A 22,619-nucleotide genomic window follows, 5' to 3' on the forward strand; every position below is an offset into this window, starting at 1 on the left:
GCTAGAGCTGGTCGGGCGCCGCGATGCCGAGCAGGGAGAGCCCGAGCGCGAGCGTGTGCGACGTCAGCGTAGTCAACCGCAGCCGGGACGCGCGCAACTCCGGGGTGGACGCCTTCAGGACCGGACATTCCTCGAAGAACCGGGAAAAAGCGACCGCCGTCTCGTAAAGGTATGTACAGAGCTTGTGCGGCGCGTAGCTGCTCGTCGCGCTCTTCAGCGCTTCGCCGAACCGAAGCAGCTTCAGCGCCAGAGCGCGCTCCGCCGGTGCTTCCAGCAGCACCTGCGTGCCGTCGGGCAGGCCGCCCGCCTTCCGGAGGATCGACTGCGTCCGCGCGTGTGCGTACTGGAGGTACACCGAGGTGTTGCCCTCCTTCGCGAGCATGCGGTCCCAAGCGAAGACGTAGTCGCGTTCGCGGTCCCCGGACAGGTCCGCGTACTTGACCGCGCCGATGCCCACGGCCCGCGCGACCTCGGCCTGGCCCGCCGCGTCGAGCTCACTGCGTTCGGCGACGACCGCGGCGGCCTGCGTCACGGCTTCGGTGAGCAGGTCGGCCAGCTTGATCGTGTCGCCGGCGCGGGTGCGCATGGTCTTGCCGTCCGCGCCGAGCACCGTGCCGAACCCGATGTGCTCGGCGTGCCCGGTCAACCAGCCCGCTTCCCGGCAGGTCGCGAACAGCATCGCGAAGTGCTGGGCCTGCGGCGTCCCGACGACGTAGAGCAGGTCGGTGGCGCCGCGTTCGGACGTCCAGTACCGGACGGTCGCGAGGTCGGTGGCGGCATACCCGTAACCGCCGTCCCGTTTGCGGACGATCAGCGGCAGCCGGTCACCTTCGCGGTTGCGGAACCCTTCGGGGAACACGCAGACCGCGCCGTCGCTGATCTCGGTCAGCCCGGCCGCTTCGAGGTCGTCGACCACCGCGGCGAGCAACGGGTTGTAGAAGCTCTCGCCGTAGATGTCCTTGTCCGTCAACGAGATCCCGAGCAGCGCGTAGACCTCGTTGAAGTGCCGCTTCGACTCCTCGACCAGCTCCCGCCAGACGGCGAGCGTCTCTTCGTCGCCGCTCTGCAGCAGCACGACGCGGTTGCGCGCGCGGGTCGCGAACGCTTTGTCGCTGTCGAACTTCCCGCGGGCTTCGCGGTAGAAGGCGTCGAGATCGGCGATCGCGCGATGCCCGGCGGAGACGTCGAGGAGGTGCTCGATGAGCATGCCGAACGGCGTGCCCCAGTCGCCGAGGTGGTTGTGCGCCAGCACTTCGTGCCCGGCGAAGCGCAGCAGGCGGGCGAGCGCGTCGCCGATCACCGACGAGCGCAGGTGCCCGACGTGCATTTCCTTCGCGACGTTCGGGCTGCTGTAGTCGAGCGCGATCGTCCGCGGTTCGGCCGCCTCCGGCACCCCGAGCCGCGGATCGCCGAGCATCGCGGCGACGCGCGTTTCCAGCCAGTCCGTGCGCAGCACGAAGTTGAGGAAACCGGGCCCGGCCACTTCGGGCGGGTCGGCGAGTCCGTCCAGCTCCAGCGCCTCCGCGATCAGCGTCGCGACTTCGCGCGGCGGCCGGCCGAGCCGTTTGCCCAGGCTCATCGCGAGGTTGCCCTGGTAGTCGACGCCGTCACGCGGCGACGCCTGGATCAGCGCCTGCTCCGGCGTCAGCTCGACGTCCAGTGCCCGGCCCGCGGCGGCGACCACGCGGCGCGCCAGCTCCTCGGTAACGTCGGCGTGCTGCACGGTGTCCCTCCTTCGGATCGGTCACGGAGCCCGCAGCGTAGCGAGCGCGACCCTCCGGTGACGACGGGGTTTACCGCAGCTCCGCGCCCTTGGTCTCCGGCAGCGTGAGGATCACGGCGAACGCGATCGCGGCGCCGGCGGCGACGTACCAGAAGTAGAGCGTGAGCGAGACGGCGCCGAACACCGTGATCAGCAGCGGGGCGGTGCCGCCGAAGACCGCGACAGTCAGGTTGTACCAGGCGCCGATCCCCAGCCCGCGCAGCTCGGTGGGGAACAGCTCGCTCATGATCGCCGGCGCGATCGACGTCATCGCCGTGTACAGCCCGAGCCCGACGCAGAACACCACGAGCAGCCCGCCGGCCGACGGTCCGATCAAAGTGGACAGTGGCACGATCACCACCGCGGTCGCCCCGGACCAGACGAGCAGCTGCGGCTTGCGCCCGACCCGGTCCGCCAGCGCCCCCATCGGGTACTGCAGCACGATGAACAACGCCGTGGCGACCGAGAGGGCGAGGAAGACGACGTCCGCGTCGGCGTGCCGGTTCTTCACCGCGAAGGACGTCAGCGCGCTGAAGAACGTGTAGTAGCACAGCGTCGAGAGCATCGAGAAGCCGACGAGCCGGCCGACGGCCTTCGGGTGGTGCGTCAGCGTGGTCAGCAACGGCCGTTCGAGCTTCTGGGCCTTGGTCTTCGTCTGCTCGAACAGCTCGGTCTCGGCGAGGCTTCGCCGCAGCCACAGCCCGACCAGGCCGAACACCCCGCCGAGCAGGAACGGCAGCCGCCAGCCCCACGACGCCAGCTGCGCCTTGTCGAGCGTCCGGGCCAGCACGAACCCGAGCACGGTCGCGATGAGCACGGCCGAACCGGTCGAGATGTAGAAGAACGCCGAGTACCGCCCGCGACGCGCCGGCGGCGCGATCTCACCCAGGTAGGCCGACGCGTTCGACACCTCACCGCCGAGCGACAGCCCCTGCGCGATCCGGGCGAGCAGCAGCAGGATCGGCGCGAGCCAGCCGACCTGCGCGAACGTCGGCAGCAGCCCGATCGCCACCGACCCGCCGGCCATCAGCAGGATGGTGAGGATCATGGCGGGCTTGCGGCCGCGCGTGTCCGCGAAGCGCCCAAGCAGCACTCCGCCGAGCGGGCGGAAGAAGAACGCGAGCGCGTAGGTGGCGAACGTGTTGATCAACGCGAGCGTGTCGTTCCCGGCCGGGAAGAACGCGCCGGCGAAGTAGATGCTGAACGTCGCGTAGATCGTCCAGTCGAACCACTCCAGCGCGTTGCCCGCGCTCGCCGCGAACAGCTTGCGCACCGGCAGCCGGTGCTGGACCTGCACGGTCATGGCAGCCTCCACGTCCCCCGAAGGTGGACGGGACTTTGCCACATTCGTTCGCGGTGCGAAAGATCCTGACTGTCCGTTCTCCTCTCAAGCGGTGCTCGCCAGCGCGAACGGCAGGACCGCCGGCGCCCCGGCCTTCCGCAGCAGGCGCGCGGCCAGCGTCATCGTCCAGCCCGTGTCGATGACGTCGTCCACCAGCAGGACCGGCCCGCCCGCCAGGACCCCGGCGAGGTCGGCCGGCATGCTCATCCGCCGCCACAGGTCGGCCAGCCGCTGCGCGCTGTTCGCCTGCCGCGGCGGCGGCCCCTCGGCGTCGAGCGCGCCGAGGAACTCCAGCTTGCCGATCTCGGCCAGCCGCGTCGCGAGGCTGTAGACGAGCTGCGGCCGCGTTTCCGACGGCACCGCCACCACCGCGACCGGCCGCTCCGACCACTGCCACCCGGCGAGCACCTGGACGCAGGCCTTGAACACCGAGTCCGGCACCTCGGTGTCCTTCGCCTGCGGCCCCACGAGCTCCCGCAGCCGGTTGCCCCAGCCGACGTCGGTCAGCCGCCCGAGCACCTGGCCCGGCTCGGCCTGGTCGTCGGCCGAGATCCGGCCGGACACCGGAACGTCCAAAGAGGACATCCCGGTGGGCCACTGCTTCCGCGGCGCGACCTCGACGCCGGGACGCTGCAGCCGTTCCCGGGTCGCCTCGGCGACGTCGTCCGCCACTGTCGTGTCCCAGTGCTGGCCGGTGCAGTTGTCGCACCGCCCGCACGGCGCCGCCTCGGGGTCGTCGAGCTGGCGGCGCAGGTACTCCATCCGGCAGCCGTCGGTCGCCAGGTACCCGAGCATCGCGTCCTGCTCGCGGTCGCGCGCCTCCGCGACCCGCTTGTAGCGCCCGCGGTCGTACTGCCAGTCCTCACCCGTGCTCGTCCAGCCGCCCTTGACGCGCCGCACCGCGCCGTCGACGTCCAGGACCTTGAGCACCATTTCCAGGCGCGAGCGGGAAAGCTCCACCGACGGCTCGAGCGCGGCCGTCGACAGTGGACGGTCGGCGTAGGAGAGCGTGTTCAGCACCTGGGTCACGCGCAGCTCGTCCGGGAAGGCGAGCGACCCGAAGTACGCCCAGATCGCCTTGTCCTCCTCGCCGGGCAGCAGCACGACCTCGGCGCGCTCGACACCACGCCCGGCGCGCCCGACCTGCTGGTAGTACGCGATCGGCGACGACGGCGCCCCGAGGTGCACGACGAACCCGAGGTCCGGTTTGTCGAACCCCATGCCCAGCGCGGACGTCGCGACCAGCGCCTTGACCCGGTTGCCGAGCAGGTCGTCCTCCGCCGCCTGCCGGTCGGCCGGGTCGGTCTTCCCGGTGTAGGCCGCCACCGGGTACCCGCGGTCCTTCAGCAGCGACGCGACGTCGTGCGCCGCCGCGACGGTGAGGGTGTAGATGATCCCGGACCCGGGCAGCTCGGCCAGGTGCTCGGCGAGCCAGGCCAGCCGCGCCTGCGACGTCGGCAGCCGGCACACCGCCAGCCGCAGGCTTTCCCGGTCGAGCGTGCCGCGCAGGACGAGCGTGTCACCGCCGGTGCCGAGGCCCAGCTGCTCGGCGACGTCGGTGACCACGCGGTCGTTCGCGGTCGCCGTGGTCGCCAGCACCGGCACGCCGTCGGGCAGGTCGCCCAGGAGCGTCCGCAGGCGCCGGTAGTCCGGCCGGAAGTCGTGCCCCCAGTCGGAGATGCAGTGCGCCTCGTCGACCACCAGCAGCCCGGTGCTCGCGGTCAGCTTCGGCAGCACGTTGTCGCGGAAGTCCGGGTTGTTCAGCCGTTCGGGGCTGACCAGCAGCACGTCGACCTCGCCGGCCGCGACCGCCGCCTGGACCTGCTCCCACTCCTGGGCGTTGGCGGAGTTCATCGTCGCCGCGTGGATCCCGGCCTTCGCCGCGGCCGAGATCTGGTTGCGCATCAGCGCGAGCAGCGGCGAGACGATCACCGTCGGCCCGCTGCCCTGTTCGCGCAGCAAGGCCGTCGCCAGGAAGTACACCGCCGACTTGCCCCAGCCGGTGCGCTGCACGACCAACGCGCGGCGCCGCTGCGCGACCAAGGCCTCGATGGCCGTCCATTGGTCTTCGCGCAGCTTCGCCGAATCGCCGGCCAGTGCTCGCAGGAGCGTTTCGGCGCGGTCGCGGAGGGCTGGGGTGGTGCCGGTGGTGTCCACGTCCCCACGTCTACCCCATGGCACCGACAGACCGGGAATCGGCGGCGTCGCGAACGGACCGTTCGTGTCGAATACCGGCCGTAATGTGACCTGAATCACAACGATTGCCCGGTCGGGCGAGGTGTGCGGCAGCACAGGACGTCGGCGCCCGCCGATGTATAGGCTCCTCACTCATGTCACCACGGCGGATCGGGGTCATGGGCGGCACGTTCGACCCCGTGCACCACGGCCACCTCGTCGCAGCGAGCGAGGTCCAGTCCCGGTTCGGGCTCGACGAGGTGATCTTCGTCCCCACCGGGCAGCCGTGGCAGAAGACCGACCGCCAGGTGACCAAGGCCGAGGACCGCTACCTGATGACGGTCATCGCGACCGCGTCCAACCCGGTCTTCTCGGTCAGCCGCGTCGACATCGACCGCGCGGGCCAGACCTACACCGTCGACACCCTGCGCGACCTCCACGCCGAGTACCCCGAAGACCAGCTGTACTTCATCACCGGCGCCGACGCGCTCGAGCAGATCCTGACCTGGCACAAGGCCGACGAGCTGTTCGACTTCGCGCACTTCATCGGCGTCACGCGGCCCGGCTACCGGCTCAACTCGCACCACCTGCCCAGCGGCAAGGTGAGCCTGGTCGAGGTGACCGCGATGGCGATCTCGTCGACCGGCTGCCGCGACCGCGTCGAACGCGGGGAGCCGGTCTGGTACCTCGTCCCCGACGGCGTCGTCCGCTACATCACCAAGAAGGATCTCTATCGGAAGAGCGACTGAAAGGCCGCTGGTCGGTGCGGGTACCCTTCTCGGGCGAACCCGATCTGTGAAGGAGCACCGTGGCAGCCACGTCCGAGGCACGAGAGCTGGCCGTAGCGGCCGCACACGCGGCGGCGGACAAGAAGGCCAGCGACGTCGTCGTGCTGGACGTGTCCGAGCAGCTCGTCATCACCGACGCCTTCGTCATCGCCTCCGCGTCCAACGAGCGCCTGGTCGGCGCGATCGTCGACAACGTCGAGGAGAAGCTGCGGGAGAGCGGGCACAAGCCGGTCCGCCGCGAAGGCGCCCGCGAGGGCCGCTGGGTCCTGCTCGACTACGTCGACGTCGTCGTGCACGTCCAGCACGTCGAGGAGCGCACGTTCTACGGCCTCGAGCGGCTGTGGAAGGACTGCCCGAGGATCGAGGTGGCGGGGCTCGAGGAGCCGGCCGCCGACGAGGACCCGGACGTCCCGTGAGCCCGCGGCGGCTCGTGCTCTGGCGCCACGGCGAGACGGACTACAACGCCGCCGGGCGGATGCAGGGTCACCTCGACTCGGCGCTGACGCCGCGCGGCTGGAACCAGGCCCGGTTCGCCGCGCCCGCGCTGGCCCGGTTCGCGCCGGACCTGGTGATCGCCTCCGACCTGCGTCGCGCCACCGACACGGCCACCGTGCTCACCGACGCGATCGGCGTCCCGCTGCGCATCGACAAGCGGCTGCGCGAGACGCACCTCGGCGAGTGGCAGGGCATGACCGGCGCGGAGGTCGACGAGGCCTACCCCGGCGAGCGCGACCGCTGGCGCAAGGACGCGACCTGGGCGCCGCCGGGCGGGGAGAACCGCCTCGACGTCGCCGACCGCGCGGGCGAAGTGGTCGCCGACCTGCAGCAGGCCAACTCCGACGCCGGCGACACCGTGCTGCTGGCCGCCCACGGCGGCCTGATCACCGCGCTCACCGCGCGGCTGGTGAACCTGCCGGTGGAGATCTGGCCGTCGCTGGGCGGGATCTCGAACTGCCACTGGGTCGAGCTCGGCCTGCGTGACGGCAAGTGGCGGCTGCACGCCTACAACGCGGGGATGCACGGCTAGCCGATGGGGCCGCGCCTGCTCGTGTTCGGCGATTCGCTGAGCTTTCACGGTCCTGAAGGACCCTGCGCCGCCGACGAACCGCGGCTGTGGCCCAACGTGGCCGCCGCGGCGCTGGGCGGCACCGCCGACCTGGTCGCCGGGATCGGCTGGACCGCCCGCGACGCGTGGTGGTCGCTGACCGGCGACCCGCGCGTCTGGGCCGACCTGCACCACGTCGACGCCGTCGTGCTGGCCGTCGGAAGCATGGACACGCTGCCGTCGCCGTTGCCGACCTACCTGCGCACGGGGCTGAAGTACCTGCGGCCGGACCCGGTCCGGCGCGTCGTGCGCAAGGCGTATCTCGCCGCGCAGCCGAAGCTGTCGGTCGCGTTCCGCGGCCGGCCGACCGTGCTGCCGGCCAAGCTCACCGTGCAGTACCTCGACACGGCCGTGGGTGCGCTGCGCGTCCTGCGGCCCGAGCTGCCGATCTTCGGCATGCTGCCGTCGGTGCACCGGGCCGCGGCCTACGGCGGGGTGCACACCGCGCGGCCCGCCGCGGCCGCCGCGCTGGCCGCGTGGGGCGCGCGAGCCGGAATCCCTTTGCTGGACCTCGAAGCCGTCGTGGGGGAGCACGTGCTCAGCGGCGAAGGCAACCCGGACGGCATGCACTGGGGCTGGCAAGGACACGCGGCGGTGGGCGACGCGATGTCCGTGTTGATGGCCCCGGTGCCGGCCCCCGGCCACGTAGGCTGACGGCGTGTCGGTCGCCGTAGTCACGGATTCCACCGCCCACCTGCCGGAGGGCTTCGCCGAACGGCACGCGGTCCGGGTGGTGCCGCTGCACGTCCTGGTCGACGGCGTGGTTTCGCTCGACGGCATCGAGACCGGTCCCGCGGCGGTCGCCGAAGCGATGAAGCAGCGCAAGATCGTCACGACGTCCCGGCCGACGCCGACGGAGTTCGTGAAGGAGTACCGGGCCGCCTTCGCCGACGGCGCCGACTCGATCGTCTCGGTGCACCTTTCGCGCGAGCTCTCGGGCACCTGGGAGGCGGCCGTGCTGGCCGCGCAGGAAGTCGGGCCGGACCGGGTGCGCGTGGTCGACTCGCGCACGACCGCGATGGGCCTCGGGTTCGCCGCCCTGCACGCCGCCGACGCCGCGGGCGCCGGGAAGGACGCGGCCGAGGTCGAAGCCGCCGCGGTCACGGCGGCCGGCTGCTCGTCGACGTTGTTCGTCGTGGAAACCCTGGACCACCTGCGCCGCGGCGGCCGGATCGGGCCGGCGGCGGCGCTGCTCGGCACGGCGCTGGCGGTGAAGCCGGTGCTGCACATGTCCGACGGCCGGATCCTGCCGCTGGAGAAGGTCCGGACCATGAACCGGGCGCTCGCGCGGCTGGTCGAGCTGGCCGCGGCCGCCGCCCAGGACGACGACGTCGAGCTGGCCGTCCACCACCTCGCGTCGCCGGAGCGGGCGGTCGCGCTGGCGAACCGGCTGGAGGAGGCGGTGCCGCGCTCGGCGGGCTGCGTGGTCTCCGAGCTGGGGGCGGTGATCGGGGCGCACACCGGCCCCGGGGTGCTGGGCGTGGTCGTCCAGCGGACGGTCCCGTCTCGTTAACGCCGGTCGGCCCGCGTGACTTCGGCCGCGCTGGGGGCGTTCCCGGGGTCGGTCAGCCACTGCGCGGCCACCCCGACCAGCAGTGAGTAGTAATGGGAGCCGACGACCCGGAGGTCGTCGGGGTCGGCGTCGGCGGGCAGGCCGCCGAACGCGTGAGCCAGCGTCGTGCGGGCCAGCTGCTGGCCCTGGGCGTTGATCTCCCGGATCTGCTCGTCGTGTTGCAGGTAGCTGACGCTCTCGAAGTTGACGAACCACAGCTCCCGGTTCGCCTCGATCGACGCGATGATCCGGCGCCAGCGCTCCTCGGGCCCGACCGGCTCGTCGGGGGCGCCCAGCGCGGAGAACAACAGCTCGCCCCACTCGGTGTTCAGCTCGATCAGCGCCCGCGTGAGCAGCTGGTCCTTCGACCCGAAGTGGTAGTTGATCGACGCCTGGTTGGCGCCCGACGCGGCGACCAGGTCGCGCACCGTCGTGCGCGCGTAGCCGGTCTTCAGGAGGCACTCGCGTGCCGCGGTCAGCAGATTTTCCCGGTGTCCCACGCGTGCTACCGTAGCATGTAAACGTTCGTTTTAAACGAACGACCATCACAGGCGAAGGGGACGTCATGACCACAGCACCCGCGGTCCGCACGCGGCAGCTGCGCTGCCGGTTCGAGGGCGAAGGAGGGCCGGTTGACGCGCTGCGCGGGATCGACCTGGACGTCGCGCGCGGCTCGTTCGTCGCGATCATGGGGCCGTCCGGCTCCGGCAAGACCACACTGCTGCACTGCGCGGCCGGCCTGCGCACCCCGACCGGCGGGACCGCCGAACTGGACGGCCACGACCTGTCCCGGCTGGGTGAGACGCGGCTCGCCGAGATCCGGCGCCGCCGCGTCGGGTTCGTGTTCCAGTCGTTCAACCTGCTGCCGGCGCTGACCGCGGCCGAGAACGTCGAGCTGCCGCTGCGGCTGGACGGGCGCCGGCCCGAACCGCGGCGCACCGCGGACCTGCTGACCCACGTCGGCCTCGGGAACCGCGCACAGCACCGGCCCGGCCAGCTCTCCGGCGGCCAGCAGCAGCGTGTCGCCGTCGCCCGCGCGCTCGTGACCGACCCCGAGGTCGTGTTCGCGGACGAACCGACCGGGGCGCTGGACATCCGCAGCGCGCGGGAGGTGCTCGGGCTGCTGCGGCGGCTCGCCGACCGCGGCCAGACGATCATCATGGTCACCCACGACCCGGTCGCCGCGTCCTTTTCGGACACCGTGCTGTTCCTCGCCGACGGCCTGGTCGTCGACCGGCTGGACCGGCCGAACGCGGCGGCCGTCGCCCACCGGATGGCAACGCTGGTCGAGTCGGCCGAGCGGGCGGCGAACGCGGCGGGGGTGCGCTGACATGGGTTCCCTGGCTCTCCGGCTGGCGCGCCACCACCGCGGCGCGGCGCTGGCCACCGGGCTCGTCGCCGTCGTCGGCATGGCCCTGGTCGTCGCGATGACCGCGTTGCTCGGCACCGGCCTGGCCACCGGCACCGCCGCGGCGGACCGGGCGTTCCTCGTCGAGTTCCCGCTGATCATGGGCGGCTGGGTGGTGGCGATCGTCGTGTTCGCGATGGTCTCCACCATCGGCGTCACGCTGGCGGCCCGGGCCGCCGAAGTCGGCGGCCTCCGGCTCATCGGGGCCACCCCGCGGCAGATGCGGGTCCTGGTTTCGGCCGAAACGCTCGCGATCTCGGCTGTCGCCGCTTTCCCGGGGCTCGGAGCCGGGTACGTCCTCGGATGGCTGCTCCTGCGGGGCGTCCGCGCGACCGGGCTGACGGACCCGGCGACGGTCTACGCGCCCGGGATCGCCCTGCCGGTCGCGGGTGTGGTCGTGGTGCTGGGCGCGGGTGTCCTGGCCGCTTGGATCGGCAGCCGGAAGCCCGCGCGGCGTAGCCCGGTCGCGGTGGCTGAGCCGTTGCCTTCTCGCCGGGCCGGCAACGGCCGGCGGGTGACGGCGATCGTCCTGCTCGTCGCCGGGATCGGGTCGGCGTCGGCGGTCCTGGGGCTGCCGGCCGACAGCATCGCGACGACGGCGATGACCGGCCCCGCCACGGTGCTGACGGCGATCGGGCTCGCGGTGCTCGCGCCGGAGCTGATCGCGGTCGCCAACGCCGTCCTGCGCCTTTTCCGGCCGCGGTCCCGGGGCGCGGGCGCCTACCTGGCCGCGGTCAACCTGGCCGCGGCGCCGGACCGGATGCGGCCGGTGGTCACGTTCCTGACCCTGCTCGTCGGCGTTTCGGCGGGCACGCTGGCCATGCAGGGGATCGAGAACCGGCACGTCGCGGCGGACAGCACGGCGCGCGTCCTGGCGTCGATCAACTACCTCGTGGTCGTCCTCATCGGGCTGTTCATGGCCATCGCGCTGACGAACAACCTGGTCGCGGCGATCGGCCGCCGTCACGACGAGTTCGCCGTCCTGGCGCTGCTCGGTTCGACCGGCCGGCAGGCGAAAGGCATGCTGCTGCGCGAAACGACGGCCGCGGCGGTGACGGCGATCGTGGCCGCCTCCGCCGGCGCGATGGTCTGCGTGGTGCCGTTCGCCGTCGTCAAGACGGGCGGCCTGGCTCTTGATGCCGGGCCGTTCCTGCTCAGCGCGGTCTTCGGGGCGGTGGTGGCGCTGGCGGTGACGTCGGTGGCCGGGGGCCGCGTCATCCGGCGGGCCACCGTGCCGGCAGCGGGGTGAAACCTTCCAGCATGCCATCCGGGTACGACGGAAACGGCCGGTCCCGGGCCGGGCGGAGCTGATCCATCCACAACACCCCGGTTGTCCACAGAACGCGGCGGCACCCCTGTCGGACGCCTCCCCGCGGGCCCTAACGTCGATCGTGTGTTCGAGCAGCCCGCCCGGGATCCGGGCCCACCCCTCAACGACCGGCTCGCCTGGCTGGCCGACCAGCTCACGCCCGACGCGAGCACGGTCGGGCCGGGCGGCCGGCTGGTCCGGCGCTGGCTGCCGGGCGGCCCCACCGGCGCCGGCCGCCGCCGGTGGGCGTTCGCCGGCGTCCTCGCGGCGGTCGTGCTGATCATCCTCGGCTCGGTGGCCCTCCTCGGCGGCCGCCCGGCACCCGAGCCGGCGCCCGCACTGCCGTCGGCAAAACCGGCGGCCGAGGCGCCGGCCCGGGCCGCACCCCAGGCCGGCCTCGTGGTCAGCGTGATCGGCCGCGTCCGCTCACCGGGGTTGGTCACGGTGCCCCAGGGATCCCGGGTCGCGGACGTCCTCCGAGCAGCGGGCGGCGCCGACCCGGGAGCGGACCTCCACGCGCTGAACCTCGCCCGCCGGGTGACCGACGGCGAACAGCTGGCCGTCGGGATCCCGGCTCCCGCGGCACCCTTGGCGGCCCCCGACGACCCGGCTGGCGCGAAGGTCGACCTCAACGCGGCGACGGCGGACCAGCTCGACACCCTGCCCGGCGTCGGCGAGGTGATGGCCAAGCGCATAGTCCAATGGCGCACCGACCACGGCGGCTTCACGAAGGTGGAGCAGTTGCGTGACGTCGATGGCATCGGCGAAAGCAAGTTCGCCAAGTTGCGGGAGCAGGTGACGGTCGGATGACCGCCGTCCCCGCCCGGCTTGTCCCCGCGGCATCGGCACGATCGCTTGGTGGCTGGTGGTCATCGGTCGCCGCCCGGATGACTGCCGTTCCACACTTGCAGTCCGTTTGGGCGGCGTTGGTGCTCCGGCTTGTGCCAGCCGGCCGGATGGTCTCCTGCAGCCGCTCGAACCGCACACCCGCCGGCGGGCCCAACGGCTCCCCGTCGCGGTGCCCGACGCCGATCCCGAACGGCGCCGAGCAGCAGTCATTGCAACGGCGACCGTCGGCCACCGGCTGCCAAGCAACCCGGCCAACACCGCTCTCTCCTGCGGGCGGGCGGGACTCGTGGTTGCTTCGGGCTGCGCTGGTGTACCGGCCTAGCGCGCTCTTCGGGTTCCTCGTCGGTTCGCGGGCGGTGGCTCCCACCCCGGCGACTGCCACCTTGCAGGGCTCGCGGCTGCTCTCAGCGGCCCTGGCCGGGTCACTTGGTGGCTGGTGGTCGGCGGCTGCCGTCGCGGTGACTGCCGCTCCACACGACTTGCGGTTGGTTCAGGCGGCGAAGATGTGCTTGCCTGACGCGCTTTTCGGGTTCCTCGTCGATTCACGGTCGGCGGCTACCCCGGTGACCGCCGCCTGGCAGGGCCCGCAGCGGGTCCCGGCGTGGCTTGGCGTGTTGGTCGGGCTCCTCGTCCGCGCGCGGACGCAGGTGACTGTCGCCTGGCAAGGCTTGCCGGTGGCCCGGGCGCTGGCCCGGCTCGGCGCACCAGCCAGCCTGCTCGTCGGCCCGCGGTCGACAACAGCCGCCAGCCTACTAAGACAGGAGCCGGTCGGATGACCACCGTCCCCGCAACCGACACCCGCCAAGACATGCGGCTGGTCCCGGCAGCCCTCCTGTGCTGGCTCGCGGCACTGTCCGGCCTCCTCCTCGGCTGGTGGACGGCACTCGCCGCCGGGCTCGCCTCGGCGCTCATCGCCGGCCTGGTGCTCTACCGCGCCCGCGGCCGTCCCCGCGCACTTGGCACAGCCGCGGCCGTACTCGTACTGGGCCTCGTCACAGCCGGCCCGGTCGCCTGGCAAATCCGCGACGCCCAACACGACCAACTCCGCGCGGCAGCGGCAAACGGCCTACCGGCCACCCTCCGAGTCATCGTCGCCGAACGGCCGAAGCCGGTGCGGAGCGCGGGATACGCCGACACCCAAGCCGGTGCCCGATCGGTGGTGCTCACCGCCGACGTGCGCACCGCATCAGTCGACGGCCGCCCGGTCGACTCCTCCGGGCAGGTTCTCCTCCTCGCACCGGTCGCGCAGTGGGCGACTTTGCTACCAGGCCAGGAAGTGGCCGTCTCGGGGCTGCTGATGCCGCCGCGTGGTTCGGACCTGACCGTCGCCGTGTTGTCCGTGCGCGGCCCGCCCACGGAACCCGGCCCCGCGCCGTGGTGGCAGCGGGCGGCGGCCGATCTGCGCGCGGGTCTCCACGACCTGTGCCAGAGCCTGCCGGACGAGCCCGCCGGGTTGCTGCCGGGCCTGGTCCTCGGCGACACGAGCGGCCTGTCGCCGCGGGTCGAGCAGGAGTTCGTCACCGCCGGCCTCGCCCACCTGACCGCGGTCAGTGGCGGGAACCTCGCCGTGGCCTGCGGCGCGGTCCTGCTCCTCCTGCGCCTGGTCCGGCTCGGGCCCCGGCTGTCGGCGGTGGCGGCCGGGGCGTGCCTGGCCGGGTTCCTCGTCCTGGTCGGCCCGGAACCGAGCGTGCTGCGGGCCGGCGTCATGGCGGCGGTCGCGTTGCTGGCTCTGGCGCTGGGACGGCGTGGTTCGGCGCTGCCCGCGTTGGCGTTCGCGGTCTGCGTGCTGGTGGTGGCGGATCCGGCGATGGCCACGGACTTCGGGTTCGCGCTGTCGGTGTTCGCCACCGCCGGGCTCGTGCTGCTCGCGCCTCGCTGGGCGGCCGCGCTCGTCCGCCGCGGCGTTCCGCCGGGGTTCGCCGAAGGGCTGGCGATCCCGCTGGCGGCGTTTCTCGTGACCGCACCGGTGATCGCGGGCATGGCGGGCTCGGTGAGCCTGGTTTCGGTGCTGACCAACGTCCTCGCGGCGCCGGTCGTGGCCCCGGCGACCGTGCTCGGCGTGCTGGCGACGGTCACCGGGCCCTGGTGGCCGGGCGCGGGGAAGGTCCTGGTGCACCTGGCCGATCCGGAGGCACGCTGGCTGATCACGGTGGCGCGGCACGGCGCACGAGCCCCGGGCGCGACAGTCGCGTGGCCCGGCGGCTGGGCCGGCGGCCTGCTCGCCGCCGGTGTGCTCCTCGTGCTGGTGCTGGCCGCTCGTCACCGGCGGGTCCGGCTGCTCATGGCCGTGCTGGTCGTCGGCGCGCTGCTGGTGCTCGTGCCGGTCCGGGTGATCGCGCCGGCGTGGCCACCGCGCAACTGGGCGATGGTCGAATGCGACGTCGGGCAGGGTGACGCGGTCGTCCTGGCGACCGCCGAGCCCGGACGGGCGATCGTCATCGACACCGGACCCGAGCCGGGACCGGTCGACGAGTGCCTGCACCGGCTCGCCGTCGACCGGATCCCGTTGGTGGTGCTGAGCCACCTGCACGCCGACCACATCGGCGGGCTCGCGTCGGTCTTCGACGGCCGGGCGGTCGGCGGCATCGCCGTCGGGCCGGGGCGCGCGCCGGAGTGGGCGTGGCGGCAGGTCGCCGCGGAGGCGGCCCGCCAGGCCGTGCCCCTGGTCGAGCTGAACCCGGGGGAGCGGCTGGACTGGCCCGGGCTCTCACTCGACGTGCTCGGCCCGCGCTACGTCCCTGCCCGTGCAGCCGGGCAGGACGGCACCACCATCAACAACAGCTCGGTGGTCCTCCGGGCGCAAACGGCAGCCGGCCGGATGCTCCTGACCGGCGACGTCGAACTGGCCGCGCAGGCGGACCTCCTAGCCGACGTCACAGACTTGAAAGCGGAGGTGCTGAAGGTCCCACACCACGGCTCGCGGTACTCGCTGCCGTCGTTCCTCGCCGCGGTGGCGCCGCGGGTGGCGTTGGTCAGCGTGGGCGCGGGCAACACCTACGGACATCCCAGCAAGTCCACAATGGACACTCTGGTGGCGTTGGGCGCACGGGTGACCCGGACGGACCAGGACGGAGACACCGCCGTCGTAGGCGAACCGGCGGGCCCGGCGATCTCACGCCGGGGCGAGCCCCGCGGCCCACCGCGCCGATGAGCCGGGGTGAGCCCCGCGGCCCGCCCCGGCGCACCGCCGGGGCGAAGATCAGTACCCGAGCGCCTTGTTCACCGCGGCGGCCGACGGCGGCAGGACCGCCTTGGGGCCCACGTGGTTCTCGATCGCGTCGAGGGTCTTGAGGCCGTCGCCGGTGATGAGGAGCACCGTCTCGGCGTCCGGGTCCAGCTTGCCCGTCTCGACCAGCTTCTTCGCCGTGGCGACGGTGACCCCGCCGGCCGTCTCGGTGAAGATGCCCTCGGTACGGGCCAGCAGGCGGATGCCTTCGACGACCTCTTCGTCGGAGACGTCCTCGATCGCGCCGCCGGTGCGGTTGACGATGTCGAGCACGTACGGGCCGTCGGCCGGGTTGCCGATCGCCAGCGAACGGGCGATCGTGTCCGGCTTCACCGGCTGGACGACGTCGTGGCCGCCGCGGAACGCGGCCGACACCGGCGAGCAGCCCGTGGCCTGGGCGCCGAACACCTTGTACGGGCTGGCGTCCACGAGACCGAGCTGACCCAGCTCGCGGAAACCCTTGTCCACCTTGGTGAGCTGAGAACCGGAGGCGATCGGCACGACGATCTGCGGCGGGATGCGCCAGCCCAGCTGCTCGGCGACCTCGAAGGCCAGCGTCTTCGAGCCTTCCGAGTAGTACGGCCGGACGTTCACGTTCACGAACGCCCACTTCGGGTGCTCACCGGCGAGCTCGGTGGCGAGGCGGTTGACGTCGTCGTAGTTGCCGTCGATGGCGATGAGGTCGCCGTCGTAGACCGCGGTGGTGAGGATCTTGGCGCGCTCGAGGGACTTCGGGATCAGCACGACCGACCGCCAGCCGGCGCGGGCGGCCGCGGCGGCCGTCGCGTTGGCCAGGTTGCCGGTCGAGGGACACGCGAGCACCTCGAACCCGAACTCGCGGGCCGCGGCCAGCGCGACGGCGACCACGCGGTCCTTGAAGGAGTGCGTCGGGTTGCCGGTGTCGTCCTTGACCCACACACGCTTGAGGCCGAGCTCCTTGGCGAGGCGGTCGGCGCGCACCAAGCGGGTCGCGCCGGGCTCGGTGTTCGGGATTTCTTCGATGTTCGACGGAACCGGGAGGAGCTTCTTGTAGCGCCAGATGTTCTTGGGGCCGGCCTCGATGTCTTCGCGGCGGACGCGGCCGAAGTCGTAGGCGACCTCGAGCGGCGAGAAGTCTTCGGCGGAGACGAACTCGGGGGCGAGCGGCTGCCGGTGGCCCTCTTCCTTCGACACCAGTTCGACGGCCGGTCCGAGATCCGGGGTCTTGGTGGTGGAGGTCGTGCCGAGGGTTGCGGTCATCGCGAGGTTCCTTTCCTCATCTGCCCCGCCGAAGCGGGCCGGAATTGGCACCGTGGTCGTCAGCTACCCCGCGATCGCGGGATGACGGGCTGTACGCCGGTTGCCGGGGCTTCGTCGGGCCGTTCCCTCTGCCCCTCTGGATGAGCGGTATTCGGTTGTCGGGGCGCGCCACAAACGCGCCGCCTCGAGGACACCGTACGACATGGCGTTCGGACCGTGCCATGGTGGCGGCTCCACATCACCGGAGCGGGCGCACGTTCGGAGAAGTGAGAGGATCCTCCGGTGACCGCGCAAGCCACCGCCCCGCCCCCGCTTCACCTGGTCCTGGGTGAGGAAGAACTGCTGATCGAGCGCGCCGTCCGCGAGACGCTGGCCGCGGCCCGCACGATCGACGCGACGGCCGAGCTGACCCGCGTCCGGGTGTCCGATCTCACAGCCCCTGAGCTGGCCGAACTCGTCAGCCCCTCGCTGTTCAGCGAAGGCCGCGTGATCGTCCTGGAGTCGGCGCAGGACATCTCGCAGGAGCTGGCCGACGCCGTGGCGTCCTACCTGAAGGACCCGGCGGAGGGGGTCGTGCTGGTCGTCGTGCACACCGGCGGTGGCCGCAGCAAGGCCGGCAAGACGCTCCCGGCCGTGCTGAAGAAGGCCGGCGCCGAAGTCACGGAGTGCCCGAAGATGACGAAGCCCGCTGAGCGGGAGCAGTTCGTGCGGCACGAGGTGCGCCGGGTGGGCGGCAAGATCGACCCCGCCGGCGTCGCCGCGCTCATCGACGCCGTGGGCTCCGACCTGCGGGAACTCTCCTCTGCGGCGACGCAGCTGGTCGCGGACACCGGCGGCGCGGTCGACGCCGAAGCGGTCCGGCGCTACCACCGCGGCCGGGCCGACGTGACCGGGTTCGCGGTCGCGGAGCGGGCGGTCAGCGGTGACCGCGCCGCCGCACTCGAGTCGTTGCGCTGGGCGATGCAGCTCGGGGTTCCGCACGTCCTGGTCGCCGACGCGCTGGCCGACGCCGTCCGCACGATCGCCCGCGTCTCCGGCGCGGGCCGCGGTAACCCCAACCAGCTGGCCGGCGAGCTGGGCATGCCGCCGTGGAAGATCCGCAAGGCGCAGGGCCAGTCCCGGGGCTGGAACCAGGACGGGCTGGCCACGGCGATGCGGGTGGTCGCGCGGCTCAACGCCGAGGTCAAGGGCGTGGCGGCGGACCCGGGTTACGCGCTGGAACGAGCCGTGCTGGAGGTGGCGGCCGCCAAGGGCGACCGCTGACATGAAGAAAGCCCCGGCCGAGGCCGGGGCTTCTCCAGAAACAGCTTGCTCAGAGCGCGTTGACGCGCTTCGCGAGCGCCGACTTCTTGTTGGCGGCCTGGTTGGCGTGGATGACGCCCTTCGAGACGGCCTTGTCCAGCTTCTGGGCGGCGTCGCGCTGCAGCTCGGCAGCCTTGGCCTTGTCGCCGGCGTCGGCGGCTTCGCGGACCTTGCGGATCGCGGTCTTCACCGAGGACCGGATCGCCTGGTTGCGCTGACGCGCCTTCTCGTTCGTCGTGATGCGCTTGATCTGCGACTTGATGTTGGCCATAGGGCAACTCCTGTTTCACTCGGTGAGATTCGCCGCCGCGCTGAAGTGGCCCTGCTCGAAAGCAGGTTTCCTCCATGACGGAATGCCGCACGGGCAGCGAGCGATAACTCTAACAGCCCGGCTCCCGGCCTCGTCCGCCGGGACCTGCGCGCAACCGATCATGGGGAGTACGGTGGAGGGCGGTCAGTGCCTAGGGTTCCGTCGCCGGTCCGCACACGCCGCACCACACAACCAGGACCGGCGGGTCTGGTCCGAGCGGCACCATCGGCGGGCCCGGACGGCCGGTCGTTCATCTGACGGGGCAAAAGCCTGGAGGACCCGGTTTTCGCGCGCGCGAAAACCCGAAAGGGTCCCATGAACGCCACCGCCCTGTCCTTCGTCCTCGTCGCCGCGGTCGTGCATGCGGCGTGGAACCTGGCCGCCAAGCGGATCTCCTCCGGCGGCACGCAGTTCGTCTGGCTCTACTACACGGCTTCCGCAGTCTTCCTTCTGCCGGTGACGGTCGTGCTGCTGGTCGTGGAAACGGACCGTCCACAGTGGAGCTGGCTGCTCGCCGCCGTCGTGACGGCGGTGCTGCACATCGCCTACGGGATCGTCCTGCAGCGCGGGTACCGCGTCGGCGACCTCTCCGTCGTCTACCCGGTCGCGCGCGGCACCGGGCCGCTGCTGTCGGTGCTGGCCGCCGTCCTGGTGCTCGGCGAGCGGCCGGGCTGGCTCGGTCTGCTCGGCGCGTTCCTCGTGATCACCGGGGTGCTGGTGATCAGCACCGGCCGCAAGGCGGGCGACCCGCAAGCGGTCAAGGCCGGGATCTTCTACGGCCTGCTGACCGGCGCCGTCATCGCCGGCTACACGCTCTGGGACGCACACGCGGTGACCGGCCTCAGCGTGCCGCCGATCGTCTACTTCGGCCTCGGGTCGGTCCTGCAGAGCGTGCTGCTCGTGCCCGGTGCGCTGGCCGACCGCGGGGAGGTGCGCCGGATCTGGAGCGAGCAGCGTCGTGAGGTGCTGGTCGTCGCGGTGCTGTCGCCGATCGCGTACGTCCTGGTGCTGTTCGCGCTCACCATGGCGCCGGTCAGCCTGGTCGCGCCCGCCCGGGAGGTGAGCATCGTGCTCGGCGGCCTCGCCGCGTGGCTGGTGCTGGGCGAACGCGACGCCGTGCGGCGGCTCGCCGGCTCCGTGATCGTGCTGTCGGGGATCGCCGCGATTGCGGTCGCCTGAGCGCGTCCGGTAGGGATGGTCTGATGGAAGTCCTGAAGAGCAGGCTGTTGATCCGCCCGCGTGACGTCGCCGCGACCACCGGGTTCTACCGCGACACCCTCGGCCTGGCCGTGGAGCGCGAGTTCCCCGGCGGCACCGTCTTCTTCCTCGGCCACGGCTCCCTGGAGGTCTCCGGCGAGGGGACGGCGGGCGCGTCGCCCGACCTGGTGCTCTGGGTGCAGGTCCGGGACCTGGCGGGCACCCTGGCCGAGCTCAAGGGGAAAGGCCTGGAGCCGGTGCGCGACGCCCAGCGCGAGCCCTGGGGCCTGGACGAGGCCTGGATCGCCGACCCGGACGGCACGCGGATCGTGCTGGTCGAGGTGCCCGAGGGCCACCCGATCCGCACCGACACCCGCTAGGCGGGCTTGACGGCGCGCAGCTGCGCGGCCAGCGCGGTGAAGCCGGGCGGTTCCCAGGTCCACGTCTGCAGGTCGGCGAAGCCCGCGGCGGCGGCCTCGTCGGCTAGCACGTGCCTGCTCACGGGCAGCCACTTCTCGTGCGCGGACAGCAGCAGCCGCCCGCCGGGCCGCAGCACCCGGAACAGCTCGGCGAACCCCGCGGCGCGGTCGTCCCAGAGCATGACGTTGTTCACGGTCAGCACGACGTCGACGGACTCGCCGGGCTCACCGGTGTGCGCGGCCGACCCTTCCCGCAGCTCGGCGCGGTCGCCGCAGCGCTCGTGGCAGAGCGCCAGCATCTCGGGCGAGGGGTCGACGCCGACGACGCGCCCGGCCAGCCGCGACGCGGCTTCCAGGCCGACGCCGGGGCCTGGCCCGACGACCAGGACGGTCTCGTCCGGCTCGAGCTTGGCCAGGTTGACGACGCGGTGTTCGGTGGCGGCGTTCCCCCGGGCCATCAGCAGGCCGCCGAGGCGGCCGAGCGCGCCGGAGGGGTGACCGAACGTCCGGTCGAGGACACGGGCGAAGCCGCTGGTCTCCGGCTGGGGAGGGGGTGCCGGCTGGTGCGAAGTGCTCATACTTCGAGGGCACCACGGATCACAAAAGCCCGCATCGGGGATGACCCCCACCCGCACCCGGAGGGCCATGGGACCATAGAGGTGGCCATCCCCGACTTTCCGAGGACTCATTCGAGTGACGACGTTCGCCGACACGACCTTCACGCCTCCGGAGCTCATCCGGAACTTCTGCATCATCGCGCACATCGACCACGGCAAGTCCACCCTGGCCGACCGCATGCTGCAGCTCACCGGCGTCGTGGAAGAGCGGGCCATGCGCGCGCAGTACCTCGACCGGATGGACATCGAGCGGGAGCGCGGGATCACGATCAAGGCCCAGAACGTCCGGCTCCCGTGGCAGGTCGACGGGCAGGACCACGTCCTGCACATGATCGACACCCCCGGCCACGTCGACTTCACCTACGAGGTCTCTCGGGCGCTGGAGGCGTGCGAAGGCGCCGTCCTGCTGGTCGACGCCGCGCAGGGGATCGAGGCCCAGACGCTGGCCAACCTCTACCTCGCGCTGGAGAACAACCTCCAGATCATCCCGGTGCTCAACAAGATCGACCTGCCCTCGGCCGACCCCGACAAGTACGCGGGTGAGCTGGCCCACATCATCGGCTGCGAGCCCGACGACGTCCTGCGGGTCTCGGCCAAGACCGGTATGGGGGTCGGCGCGCTGCTCGACGAGGTCGTCAAGCAGGTCCCGGCGCCGCAGGGCGACGCGGACGCGCCGGCCCGGGCGATGATCTTCGACTCGGTGTACGACACCTACCGCGGCGTCGTCACCTACATCCGCGTCGTCGACGGCAAGATCACGCCGCGCGAGAAGATCAAGATGATGTCGACCGGCGCGACGCACGAGCTGCTCGAGGTCGGGATCATCTCGCCGGAGCCCAAGCCCAGCAAGGGGCTCGGCGTCGGCGAGGTGGGCTACCTGATCACCGGCGTGAAGGACGTCCGCCAGTCCAAGGTCGGCGACACCGTGACGTCCGAACGCCACGGCGCCAAGGAGGCGCTGGCCGGCTACCGCGAGCCGAAGCCGATGGTCTACTCCGGACTGTATCCGGTGGACGGTTCCGACTACCCGGAGCTGCGCGAGGCGCTCGACAAGCTCCAGCTGAACGATGCCGCGCTCGACTACGAGCCGGAGACGTCGGTGGCGCTGGGCTTCGGCTTCCGCTGCGGCTTCCTCGGCCTGCTGCACCTGGAGATCACGCGCGACCGGCTCGAGCGCGAGTTCGGCCTCGACCTGATTTCGACGGCGCCGAACGTGGTTTACCGCGTGGTGCTGGAGGATCGCAGCGAGGTGGTCGTGACCAACCCGTCGGACTGGCCGAGCGGGCTGAAGATCTCCGAGGTGCACGAACCGGTTTCGAAGGTCAGCATCCTCGCGCCGTCGGAGTTCGTCGGCACGATCATGGAGCTTTGTCAGACCAAGCGCGGGACGCTGCTCGGCATGGACTACCTGTCCGAGGACCGGGTCGAGCTGCGGTACAACCTGCCGCTGGCGGAAATCATCTTCGACTTCTTCGACACGCTGAAGTCGCGTACGCGCGGCTACGCGTCGCTCGACTACGAAGAGGCCGGCGAGCAGGTCGCCGAGCTGGTGAAGGTCGACATCCTGCTGCAGGGCGAAACCGTCGACGCGTTTTCCGCGATCGTGCACAAGGACGCGGCCTACGGCTACGGCAACCGAATGGCGACGCGGCTGCGCGAGCTCATTCCGCGCCAGCAGTTCGAGGTGCCGATCCAGGCGGCCATCGGCTCCCGGATCATCGCCCGCGAAACGATTCGCGCGATCCGCAAGGACGTCCTGGCCAAGTGTTACGGCGGTGACATCTCGCGAAAGCGGAAGCTGCTGGAGAAGCAGAAGGAAGGCAAGAAGCGGATGAAGACCGTGGGCCGGGTCGAGGTCCCGCAGGAGGCCTTCGTCGCCGCTCTGTCCACTGAGGACTCGGGTAAGGGCAAGAAGTAACTGTTCTCCTGATGTGACAGTGGCGCCCATATTCACTCCGACTAGTGAATATGGGCGCCGAACCCGTGTTCGACGCGGTTTCTGTCGGTGCTGTCTGGTGT

At 71.9% G+C, this 22,619-nt stretch carries 20 protein-coding genes and 1 riboswitch; of the genes, 13 read left to right on the top strand and 7 right to left on the bottom strand.

The genetic code is table 11. From position 1 onward, the window contains the following. Position 1: 1 nt before the first annotated feature. The 3 genes from argS to ACZ63E_RS06245 all read right to left on the bottom strand — a co-directional run bounded on the left by argS (position 2) and on the right by ACZ63E_RS06245 (position 5,261). Positions 2–1,723, bottom strand: a complete 1,722-nt coding sequence (argS, locus tag ACZ63E_RS06235) for an arginine--tRNA ligase (protein ID WP_465334791.1) — start codon at positions 1,721–1,723, stop codon at positions 2–4. 70 nt (positions 1,724–1,793) lie between these two features. Then, positions 1,794–3,065 carry an MFS transporter gene (locus ACZ63E_RS06240; protein ID WP_465334793.1) on the bottom strand — a complete coding sequence of 424 codons (1,272 nt, stop codon included), beginning with the start codon at positions 3,063–3,065 and terminating at the stop codon, positions 1,794–1,796. A gap of 84 nt (positions 3,066–3,149) precedes the next feature. Beyond that, positions 3,150–5,261, bottom strand: a complete 2,112-nt coding sequence (locus tag ACZ63E_RS06245; RefSeq protein WP_465334795.1) for a RecQ family ATP-dependent DNA helicase — start codon at positions 5,259–5,261, stop codon at positions 3,150–3,152. Between the two features lie 197 nt (positions 5,262–5,458). Here ACZ63E_RS06245 and nadD point away from each other — a divergent pair, with 197 nt between their 5' ends. The 5 genes from nadD to ACZ63E_RS06270 are packed head-to-tail and all read left to right on the top strand — an operon-like array spanning position 5,459 to position 8,685. Next, the gene (nadD, locus tag ACZ63E_RS06250; protein ID WP_465335502.1) at positions 5,459–6,028 is read left to right on the top strand and encodes a nicotinate-nucleotide adenylyltransferase; all 570 of its coding nucleotides are present in this window, start codon (positions 5,459–5,461) and stop codon (positions 6,026–6,028) included. A gap of 59 nt (positions 6,029–6,087) precedes the next feature. Then, the gene (gene rsfS / locus ACZ63E_RS06255; protein WP_465314534.1) at positions 6,088–6,483 is read left to right on the top strand and encodes a ribosome silencing factor; all 396 of its coding nucleotides are present in this window, start codon (positions 6,088–6,090) and stop codon (positions 6,481–6,483) included. Continuing rightward, positions 6,480–7,094, top strand: coding sequence for a histidine phosphatase family protein (locus ACZ63E_RS06260; protein WP_465314533.1), 615 nt, complete (start codon positions 6,480–6,482; stop codon positions 7,092–7,094). Before rsfS ends, ACZ63E_RS06260 begins: the two co-directional genes overlap by 4 nt. Positions 7,095–7,097: 3 nt before the next feature. Further along, complete coding sequence (gene octT / locus ACZ63E_RS06265) at positions 7,098–7,826, top strand: diglucosylglycerate octanoyltransferase (RefSeq protein WP_465314532.1); 729 nt, start codon at positions 7,098–7,100, stop codon at positions 7,824–7,826. 4 nt (positions 7,827–7,830) lie between these two features. Then, positions 7,831–8,685, top strand: a complete 855-nt coding sequence (locus tag ACZ63E_RS06270) for a DegV family protein (RefSeq protein ID WP_465334797.1) — start codon at positions 7,831–7,833, stop codon at positions 8,683–8,685. Here the strand turns inward: ACZ63E_RS06270 and ACZ63E_RS06275 are convergent. Beyond that, positions 8,682–9,224: a TetR/AcrR family transcriptional regulator gene (locus ACZ63E_RS06275; protein ID WP_465314530.1), complete on the bottom strand. Its 543-nt coding sequence runs from the start codon at positions 9,222–9,224 to the stop codon at positions 8,682–8,684. The two genes, ACZ63E_RS06270 and ACZ63E_RS06275, sit on opposite strands and share 4 nt — an antisense overlap. Positions 9,225–9,289: 65 nt before the next feature. Here ACZ63E_RS06275 and ACZ63E_RS06280 point away from each other — a divergent pair, with 65 nt between their 5' ends. From ACZ63E_RS06280 to ACZ63E_RS06295, 4 genes are all read left to right on the top strand, one after another. Further along, positions 9,290–10,054 carry an ABC transporter ATP-binding protein gene (locus ACZ63E_RS06280; protein WP_465334799.1) on the top strand — a complete coding sequence of 255 codons (765 nt, stop codon included), beginning with the start codon at positions 9,290–9,292 and terminating at the stop codon, positions 10,052–10,054. 1 nt (position 10,055) lies between these two features. Next, the gene (locus tag ACZ63E_RS06285) at positions 10,056–11,381 is read left to right on the top strand and encodes an FtsX-like permease family protein (protein ID WP_465334801.1); all 1,326 of its coding nucleotides are present in this window, start codon (positions 10,056–10,058) and stop codon (positions 11,379–11,381) included. 144 nt (positions 11,382–11,525) lie between these two features. Continuing rightward, a complete protein-coding gene (locus ACZ63E_RS06290; protein ID WP_465334803.1) occupies positions 11,526–12,251 on the top strand; it encodes a ComEA family DNA-binding protein in 726 nt (241 codons plus the stop codon). Positions 12,252–13,062: 811 nt separating this feature from the next. Then, a complete protein-coding gene (locus ACZ63E_RS06295) occupies positions 13,063–15,441 on the top strand; it encodes a ComEC/Rec2 family competence protein (protein WP_465334805.1) in 2,379 nt (792 codons plus the stop codon). A gap of 48 nt (positions 15,442–15,489) precedes the next feature. Here the strand turns inward: ACZ63E_RS06295 and thrC are convergent, their stop codons facing one another. After that, a complete protein-coding gene (thrC, locus tag ACZ63E_RS06300; RefSeq protein ID WP_465334807.1) occupies positions 15,490–16,755 on the bottom strand; it encodes a threonine synthase in 1,266 nt (421 codons plus the stop codon). Positions 16,756–16,768: 13 nt separating this feature from the next. Continuing rightward, positions 16,769–16,902: riboswitch (SAM riboswitch) on the bottom strand. 135 nt (positions 16,903–17,037) lie between these two features. Here thrC and holA point away from each other — a divergent pair. Further along, the gene (gene holA, locus ACZ63E_RS06305; RefSeq protein ID WP_465334809.1) at positions 17,038–18,018 is read left to right on the top strand and encodes a DNA polymerase III subunit delta; all 981 of its coding nucleotides are present in this window, start codon (positions 17,038–17,040) and stop codon (positions 18,016–18,018) included. A 49-nt stretch (positions 18,019–18,067) separates the two neighbouring features. Here holA and rpsT read toward each other — a convergent pair whose 3' ends face one another. Beyond that, positions 18,068–18,328, bottom strand: coding sequence for a 30S ribosomal protein S20 (gene rpsT / locus ACZ63E_RS06310; RefSeq protein ID WP_284742036.1), 261 nt, complete (start codon positions 18,326–18,328; stop codon positions 18,068–18,070). A 354-nt stretch (positions 18,329–18,682) separates the two neighbouring features. Here rpsT and ACZ63E_RS06315 point away from each other — a divergent pair, with 354 nt between their 5' ends. Then, positions 18,683–19,546 (top strand): DMT family transporter, encoded by an 864-nt coding sequence (locus tag ACZ63E_RS06315; protein WP_465334812.1) that lies wholly within the window; start codon positions 18,683–18,685, stop codon positions 19,544–19,546. A 23-nt stretch (positions 19,547–19,569) separates the two neighbouring features. Further along, on the top strand, positions 19,570–19,944 hold the full coding sequence (locus ACZ63E_RS06320; protein WP_465334813.1) for a VOC family protein: 375 nt from the start codon (positions 19,570–19,572) through the stop codon (positions 19,942–19,944). On the opposite strand, the gene ACZ63E_RS06325 is transcribed toward ACZ63E_RS06320, so the two are convergent. Continuing rightward, positions 19,941–20,561 carry a class I SAM-dependent methyltransferase gene (locus ACZ63E_RS06325; RefSeq protein WP_465334815.1) on the bottom strand — a complete coding sequence of 207 codons (621 nt, stop codon included), beginning with the start codon at positions 20,559–20,561 and terminating at the stop codon, positions 19,941–19,943. The two genes, ACZ63E_RS06320 and ACZ63E_RS06325, sit on opposite strands and share 4 nt — an antisense overlap. Before the next feature lie 115 nt (positions 20,562–20,676). Here ACZ63E_RS06325 and lepA point away from each other — a divergent pair, with 115 nt between their 5' ends. Then, on the top strand, positions 20,677–22,518 hold the full coding sequence (gene lepA, locus ACZ63E_RS06330) for a translation elongation factor 4 (RefSeq protein ID WP_465334817.1): 1,842 nt from the start codon (positions 20,677–20,679) through the stop codon (positions 22,516–22,518). The last annotated feature ends 101 nt before the right edge of the window (positions 22,519–22,619 follow it).

It is taken from the genome of Amycolatopsis sp. NPDC104819, from assembly GCF_055583145.1.

Bases quoted from the DNA above. Each gene is read 5' to 3' on its own strand.
- ACZ63E_RS06240 (WP_465334793.1), bottom strand. From the start codon at position 3,065: ATGACCGTGCAGGTCCAGCACCGGCTGCCGGTGCGCAAGCTGTTCGCG.
- nadD (WP_465335502.1), top strand. From the start codon at position 5,459: ATGGGCGGCACGTTCGACCCCGTGCACCACGGCCACCTCGTCGCAGCG.
- octT (WP_465314532.1), top strand. From the start codon at position 7,098: ATGGGGCCGCGCCTGCTCGTGTTCGGCGATTCGCTGAGCTTTCACGGT.
- ACZ63E_RS06280 (WP_465334799.1), top strand. From the start codon at position 9,290: ATGACCACAGCACCCGCGGTCCGCACGCGGCAGCTGCGCTGCCGGTTC.
- ACZ63E_RS06285 (WP_465334801.1), top strand. From the start codon at position 10,056: ATGGGTTCCCTGGCTCTCCGGCTGGCGCGCCACCACCGCGGCGCGGCG.
- ACZ63E_RS06295 (WP_465334805.1), top strand. From the start codon at position 13,063: ATGACCACCGTCCCCGCAACCGACACCCGCCAAGACATGCGGCTGGTC.
- thrC (WP_465334807.1), bottom strand. From the start codon at position 16,755: ATGACCGCAACCCTCGGCACGACCTCCACCACCAAGACCCCGGATCTC.
- rpsT (WP_284742036.1), bottom strand. From the start codon at position 18,328: ATGGCCAACATCAAGTCGCAGATCAAGCGCATCACGACGAACGAGAAG.
- ACZ63E_RS06315 (WP_465334812.1), top strand. From the start codon at position 18,683: ATGAACGCCACCGCCCTGTCCTTCGTCCTCGTCGCCGCGGTCGTGCAT.
- ACZ63E_RS06320 (WP_465334813.1), top strand. From the start codon at position 19,570: ATGGAAGTCCTGAAGAGCAGGCTGTTGATCCGCCCGCGTGACGTCGCC.
- ACZ63E_RS06325 (WP_465334815.1), bottom strand. From the start codon at position 20,561: ATGAGCACTTCGCACCAGCCGGCACCCCCTCCCCAGCCGGAGACCAGC.